This is a genomic window from Thermococcus sp. PK (genome assembly GCF_000430485.1).
In the GTDB taxonomy this organism is placed as follows: Archaea; Methanobacteriota_B; Thermococci; order Thermococcales; family Thermococcaceae; genus Thermococcus_A; species Thermococcus_A bergensis.
Map to the genome: position 1 here is coordinate 26314 of NZ_KE387146.1, position 6259 is coordinate 32572.

General features: G+C 45.1%; 6 protein-coding genes and 1 pseudogene. 4 read left to right on the forward strand and 3 right to left on the reverse strand.

Going from position 1 to position 6259, the window contains the following annotated elements:
- Window positions 1–15 precede the first annotated feature (15 nt).
- The 3 genes from THEPK_RS01390 to THEPK_RS01400 are packed head-to-tail and all read left to right on the forward strand — an operon-like array spanning window position 16 to window position 2162.
- Complete coding sequence (locus tag THEPK_RS01390; RefSeq protein WP_052315866.1) at window positions 16–579, forward strand: hypothetical protein; 564 nt, start codon at window positions 16–18, stop codon at window positions 577–579.
- The gene (locus THEPK_RS01395) at window positions 576–1373 is read left to right on the forward strand and encodes an SPL family radical SAM protein (protein ID WP_042697430.1); all 798 of its coding nucleotides are present in this window, start codon (window positions 576–578) and stop codon (window positions 1371–1373) included. Before THEPK_RS01390 ends, THEPK_RS01395 begins: the two co-directional genes overlap by 4 nt.
- Entirely contained in the window at window positions 1374–2162 is a 789-nt protein-coding gene (locus THEPK_RS01400; protein ID WP_042697433.1) for a hypothetical protein, read from the forward strand. It abuts the gene before it with no gap.
- 27 nt (window positions 2163–2189) lie between these two features.
- Here THEPK_RS01400 and THEPK_RS01405 read toward each other — a convergent pair whose 3' ends face one another.
- Window positions 2190–3491, reverse strand: a complete 1302-nt coding sequence (locus tag THEPK_RS01405) for an acetamidase/formamidase family protein (RefSeq protein WP_042697436.1) — start codon at window positions 3489–3491, stop codon at window positions 2190–2192.
- Between the two features lie 165 nt (window positions 3492–3656).
- On the opposite strand from THEPK_RS01405, the gene THEPK_RS01410 reads away from it, so the two are divergent.
- Complete coding sequence (locus THEPK_RS01410) at window positions 3657–4844, forward strand: CGP-CTERM-anchored Cys-rich protein (RefSeq protein ID WP_042697439.1); 1188 nt, start codon at window positions 3657–3659, stop codon at window positions 4842–4844.
- 50 nt (window positions 4845–4894) lie between these two features.
- On the opposite strand, the gene THEPK_RS01415 is transcribed toward THEPK_RS01410, so the two are convergent.
- Together THEPK_RS01415 and THEPK_RS12455 are read right to left on the reverse strand one after the other, a co-directional pair.
- The gene (locus THEPK_RS01415; protein ID WP_042697447.1) at window positions 4895–5983 is read right to left on the reverse strand and encodes an AAA family ATPase; all 1089 of its coding nucleotides are present in this window, start codon (window positions 5981–5983) and stop codon (window positions 4895–4897) included.
- 69 nt (window positions 5984–6052) lie between these two features.
- Window positions 6053–6259 (reverse strand): annotated as a pseudogene (locus THEPK_RS12455) (IS6 family transposase); the annotation flags it as partial.

Here is a 6259-nt window from a genome sequence, read left to right on the forward strand (position 1 = left end):
AAGTTTGGTGTTTGCATGGAGAGGGTTAAACTTAGGCTTCTGTTTTTCAGCTTGGCAGTTTTAATGATAACGCAGCCTGGAGCAATAGCCTTTGCCAATTTTGATGCCCCTTATGGGTTTTACAAGGATTTGTCTGCATGGCTCTCCTCCTATCTCGGAGGTGCTTTGATTTTAATGGGGTACGGAATCTTAAAGCGAAAAGAACTTGGGACTAAATTCCTTTCTCTCTATGGGCTTCATTATGTGGTTTTATTTGCTTTTGCGTATTTTCTGGAGCTGAAAGTTATTGGCGATATTAACCCTTCATTTTCTGCTGTAAATTTGCTATCCTTAAGCATCCTTGGCTTTCTGCTTAGCATGATGCTCTTTCTCCCGGCCATCTTTTCACCACCTTATTATCCCTATGATGCACCCCTACTCCTAATTCAGCTTGCACTCTGGATTGCTTCCTTTTACATCTTTCTTAGGTTCAGAGAGCTTGAAAAAGAGAAAATACTAACAGTCTACAGAATTTTCCTGGGTTTAATGCTGTTTTCAATTTTCTTTGGCTTTCTCAAAGTTGCCGAGGTGTTTGGATGAGGATTATTAAAACCAAAGCAAAAAGCATCTACACAAAAAGTGGAATTCCCGGGGTTGGTTGGGTTATAAACCAATACGTTGGCTGTCAGTTTGGGTGCAAATACTGCTACGCGAAGTTCCTCTGCAGATGGAAGCCCTATGGCGAGTGGGGAACATGGGTGGAGGTAAAGACCAACGCCCCTGAGCTTGCGAGGAAGAGGGTTTACGGAGAGGTCTTCATGTCGAGCATCTCCGATCCTTATCAGCCCGTAGAGAAGGAGCTCAAGCTAACGAGAAGAACCCTTGAGATGATGAACAAGAGAAACAAGCTCAGCATTCTAACCAAATCACCGCTTGTGGTTAGAGACATTGACCTTTTCAAGCTCTTCGACGAAATCGAGGTCGGATTGACAATAAACAGCTTCGGGGGGAAGGAAAAGCAACTCATAGAGCCCTTTACTCCTTCGCAGAAGCTTAGGATAGACGCTCTAAAGACACTTAGAGAGGAGGGAGTGAGAAACTACGCCTTCATAAGCCCGATTATCCCGGGAATTACCGATGTAGAGGAGATAATAAGGGAAACAAGGGGCTTCGCTGATTCTTACTTTTTCGAAGTGCTCAACCTGAAAGCCGCTGGTAGGGAGTTTCGGGAATTGCTAAGGGAAAATTTCCCCGAAAGCTACGAAGTTATGGTTGACGAGGATAAGTTCTGGAGCTTCGTTAAAGAGCTTGTGGAACTCATAAAACGGCTTAACGTAAGAACAGAAGGAATTGAAGTCCACAGGAAAGGCTGGGAGTTCATAGAGGTGAAGTGAATGAAAATAGCCAAGGCAGGGGATCTCTGGATGGAAATTCCCGATGTTAGGTATTCCTTCTTTGACACTCCATACATAGGACACAGGCTTGGAAGAGCCGTTGATGTGTACTTTGAAGATAAAGCACTATTCCCCTTCGAAGAGGGAAAGCTGATTGAAGTGAAAAAGATAAGGACTCCCCGGTACATTCCGGTCGAACATGATTACCTTACCCTCTTTAAGGTGGGAGATTTCTGTCTGAAGGTTCTTCATGTTAAGCCAGAGCTTGAGGTTGGGGAGAGAGTTACTCTCGGTGATGAGATTGGGAGGCTTATCTATTCAGGATTTTTCTCGCCATGGAGCGACAAACATGCTCATTTCGAGCTCAGAAGGTGCGAAGACCCTTACAGGGCAAGAGGGGGCTTAGTTATTTTCCCTAAGGTTATGCCCCTTGTTCCTACCGCAAAGGGAATAGAATTTGAAGTTGTTGAAAAAACCTCCCGATATCTCTGGCTTAAACCCCTGAAGAGAGGAAAAGAAGGAATGACTCCCTTTGGAAACATCGAAGGGGGTTTACCCCATTATCGCTACGGAGCGATTTTTAACGGAAGTGAAGCGAGGCTTTTTGGAAGGGTCGTGAAAGCTGAAGAAATTCTCGAAAACCGTGCTGGAATCTTTAAAGCTAACTTTGAAGTTCTTGCAAATGGAAAAAGGGTTAAGGGAGTCGGGATTTACTGCAACGAGGGGAGGGTTAAGCTTATCGGGGGAGAGTTTGAAGTGGGGGATGTTGTGGAGCTTGTAATAGTTTAACTGTAAAAAAAGCAGAAAAGTAAAAACTCAGTAAGGAAGGTCATAGTGCTTGACCACTATCTCGTCTATCCCTATTTTTTCTAAAGCACTCAACGGAACCTGCATTGACACTTGAACTATTCCCGGAAGCCTTCCGATCTCCACGGCACCGCTTATCGTTACTCTGTTTCTAACTTCTTCTACGCTCATTCCAAAGAGCTTTGCAGCTCTTTCAAAACCTCTCATTGCAGCTTCGTTTATAGTTGGTCCTGAACCAATAATCTGCACTGGAGCCACAGGCTCAGGCTCAATTCCAAACCTTCTTGCCAGATTCTGCACTTTCTCCCATTCGTCTTTTCTCCATGGCTTTGCGAGTGGAGGCAGGTCTTCCTCAGGAGGTAGCAATATTGGGCCATCCAGATTTACGTTTTTGACAACCGAAACTTCAAGAACACTCTCTGCAGTTACATCGGTTGTATGCCCCGCTACCTCTCCATCTCCCTGCATTGCATGAGCGTCTCCGGCGTAAATTCCTCCTCCTTTGACCTTTACAGGTGCTATCAGTATGCTTCCTTCCCTGACTGAATCAACGTCCAAATGCCCATCGGTTAGCTTTGTCTCGTAGTCCTCCTTGGTTATCCCGTATGGATGGGGGGCGTTGATTAGGAATGAGCCAAAATCCCCGGCATTGTGGGAGTCCGGGATGTCTACAGCTGGAACCGTTCCAAGCTGTCCCAAGAAAGGTCTCATCCTTGAGGGAACTCCAACTATATCTGCCTTGGCGAAGATTAGTATCGGCACCTGCTTTGAATTCTTGGGAAGAGCGTGCCACTCCCATGCATCTTTGGCTATCATCTCGGCGGTTTCCTTGTTTACGGTAACTCCAACTCCAAGGTTGTGATCAAAAACCATTGTATAGCCGTTGACCATCTTGAAGGGAGAAGTCGGCGAGCCGCAGTTCTTGCACCTCACTGCATCTTCCCCTATGCCAACAACCTCAAATTCGGGCCATGGCTCGTTACAGCTTGGACATTTCTTTGCGACGTATGGGTCTCCAACAAACGCTCCTTCTCTAGCGACATCAACGCCTGAAGAAGCTGCTTTTGAGAGAACCTTTATGCTCTTTATCTTAATCACTATGCCGTCCCCAATCTCTGCCCCTTCTACCGCAACCGGCATGTTGACTTCATGTCCTCCCCTGATTGTGGGAGTGATCATCGGGCCCCAGCATCCGGGGGCTGTGCGAAAGATTATTTTTCCTCCGTCTGCTACGGGGCCGAGCATCTTTGAGTGTGGCCCAATTATGCCGTTTGTTTGTATGTCGTTAAAAATCTCATCTTCAACTACCATAGAAACCACCAACTCTTATCTTCAAGGTGAAAAGATAAAAACGTTTTGATTTTGACAAACTTAAATCTATTTGGGTTATTTTTCAATGTCAGAACAGCTTCAAGTATTTCTGAACTTATCGATAGGGGTATATACTTTGAAGTCAAGTTCTATATTGGTGAGAACATGAGGAAAGAGTTCGTGCTCATTAGTTTGCTGATCTTTGTTCCATTGGCCAGTGCATGCTACAATCCAATGGACTCGTTAGCTGTGGAGGTTCGCCTTAACAGGCCTGGCATTTATTATGACCTTACTCCACTAAAAAATGCAGAAAACGTAATAATCGACGATGGAAGCATAATCTACCGCTCTCACTATGACGAAAGAGTTGCAGTTATTCTAAAAGAGGTTAACTCCTCTCTGTGGATTAGAATTCAAATACCTGCGAAGAGCTTTGAATCCACTTACGCCCATGCTTCATTTGAATCCCCCTTGCTGATTTCCAACGAAAGCTTTGAGCGGATTAAGGCTCTGGGCTGGGAAGTTAAGAACTACACCTTTAAGAAGGAGTCTCTCTACATTCAGATAAGCCCAAAAAATGGAGATGAGTGTAGAAGAGATTCGGAGTGTGCTGTCGGCGGATGTTCCGGAGAGGTCTGCACAACGAAAGATCTTGCAAGGGAGATAGTTACACCGTGTGTATATAAGGAGTGGTACGGGTGTTTGAGATTAACGAGCTGCGGCTGTTATAACGGCTTCTGCACATGGAAGCCTAATCCAGATTTTGAAAAATGCCTGAAAGAGCATGGCATTGATCCTTCCAAAGTTATTAAGCTCCCCCTTGCCGAAGTCTACATAGCCGACTATGGGAAAGAGAAGCCGAGTGAGGAAGACATTGGTGAGCTTAGAGAACTTTTTGAAGTGCTTGGTATCTCATGCGCTTTTGACAAGCTGCAGTTTAAATCCGGGACTATTGACACTCCAGTAGGGATTATAGATCCTTACTCCTTCAACTTCAGCGAAGCCCTTAGAGTAGAGCTCGAATGGCTGAGGGAGAACGGAATAATAGCGGTAGGTGATGAAGACATCTCGGCAATCGTTGAGGTTGCGGAGAAAGGGAAATCGGGTTACAACTCCCACATAGGCTGGTATGAAAAGGGAGGAAAATACTCATGGATTGCTTATGATGAGAGCGATAATCCACTTTTGCTTAGGTGCGTTGGCCAGCCCTTTGAGCTTAAGCTTCCCTCAGGACAGGTTGAGCTTTCTCAAACCACCACACAATCAGATACTACCTCACAGCAAACAGGGACTATCTGCGGCCCCGGGCTTATCCTGGGTTTGGTGCTGGTGGCGAGGGTTTTTAGGAAATGATCCTTGGTTTACTAGAGGGGCCCCATAATGGGGTACCTCTTTATGATTTGTCACATCCTCCTGAAGACCCGGTACATAACGGGATCTGGTATCCGGTACTTTCCGTATCCGATGGTCTCTAGGAATCCATAATCCACAAGTTTTGAGAGGTACTTCCTCATAGATTTCTCGTCAATTTTTTCTCCCAGTTCTTCCTCTGCAAGGTTCTTTATTCTATCCCATCTTGCGTGTCCTCTTCCCTCACTCAGGCGTGCGACAATTCTCATAATGATCTTGTATCTGGGAGATAGCTTGTCTAGCTCTTCAAACTCTGTTTCTACATATTTCATGGCCTCATCAAGGACTCTCTCAATGGCCTCATCGTGGGTGAGTCCATCGATCCTGCGGGCTCCATAGTGCACCAACCACCCGGGAACTCCATCTAGAGTGTTCACTACAGGTAACAGCTCTCTCTCGTTCACTCTTATACTGTACTCTTCAAATCCTCTTCTCAAGAACTCTAAACTCTCGGAAGGGTTGAATCTAGGAAGATTTATCCTTACTTCGTATCTACCAAAGAGAGGGGCCTTTCCATCTTCAAGGCGCAGAAAGTTCTCCAAAACTCCCACCTGAGATCCTGTGAAAACAAGAATCACGTTGGGTAAGGAGTCAAGCACCCATGCAAAAAGCTTTGTTAAATCTTCATTTGAAAACCTGAGGTATTGAGCCTCATCAAAGGCTATTATGGCCAGCTCGTTCCCCTCGTTTATTGCTGAGAGTATATCCACTATGTCAATGTTGTGCTCATCAGTCTCTATCTCGATCCCTCCGATTTTTATACCCTTTATCTTTGAAACTACTCCTCCTACAAAACCTCTGCTCACGAGGGCCTTGTAGAGCCGCTCAGATATAATTCTCTGAGGATACTTGGAGTTGATGGAAGTTGCGGCCCTTGCATCCACCACTGCATATGGGATTCCATATTCTTTTTCAAGCTCATTGAGGCTGGCATAGAGAAAGCTCGTTTTCCCTATTCTACGAGGACCGGTAATTATGAAGAAATTTCTACGTTTCTCCACAGCTTCTATGAAGCTAAGGTACTCTGCCCTTCTCCCAAAAAGCTCAGTAATTGATGTCTTTGGGTGTACATCAAACAACATTTGTGGACACACCCCATAATGGGGTATGTCCTTAAATATATAAATTTTGTGGAAAAACCCTCGATACTGTCAGGATAACTGGGGCATCACCTCTTGAAGCCACTCAGTCACATCACCAGGCGGACAACCAAACCGAGAATGAAACCTAACAAAATTATACCAGAACGCAAACAGAAAAACAAACCTGTGAACCCTCCTCCAGTCTCTAGCCCTGAAATTATTCCAGAAACGCTTTGTTCTTTCTTTTAAAGTCCTGAACCAGCGTTCAATACAGTT

Coding starts and splice junctions, on each gene's coding strand:
- THEPK_RS01410 (WP_042697439.1), top strand. CDS start 3,657: ATGAGGAAAGAGTTCGTGCTCATTAGTTTGCTGATCTTTGTTCCATTG.
- THEPK_RS01415 (WP_042697447.1), bottom strand. CDS start 5,983: ATGTTGTTTGATGTACACCCAAAGACATCAATTACTGAGCTTTTTGGG.
- THEPK_RS01405 (WP_042697436.1), bottom strand. CDS start 3,491: ATGGTAGTTGAAGATGAGATTTTTAACGACATACAAACAAACGGCATA.
- THEPK_RS01400 (WP_042697433.1), top strand. CDS start 1,374: ATGAAAATAGCCAAGGCAGGGGATCTCTGGATGGAAATTCCCGATGTT.
- THEPK_RS01390 (WP_052315866.1), top strand. CDS start 16: ATGGAGAGGGTTAAACTTAGGCTTCTGTTTTTCAGCTTGGCAGTTTTA.
- THEPK_RS01395 (WP_042697430.1), top strand. CDS start 576: ATGAGGATTATTAAAACCAAAGCAAAAAGCATCTACACAAAAAGTGGA.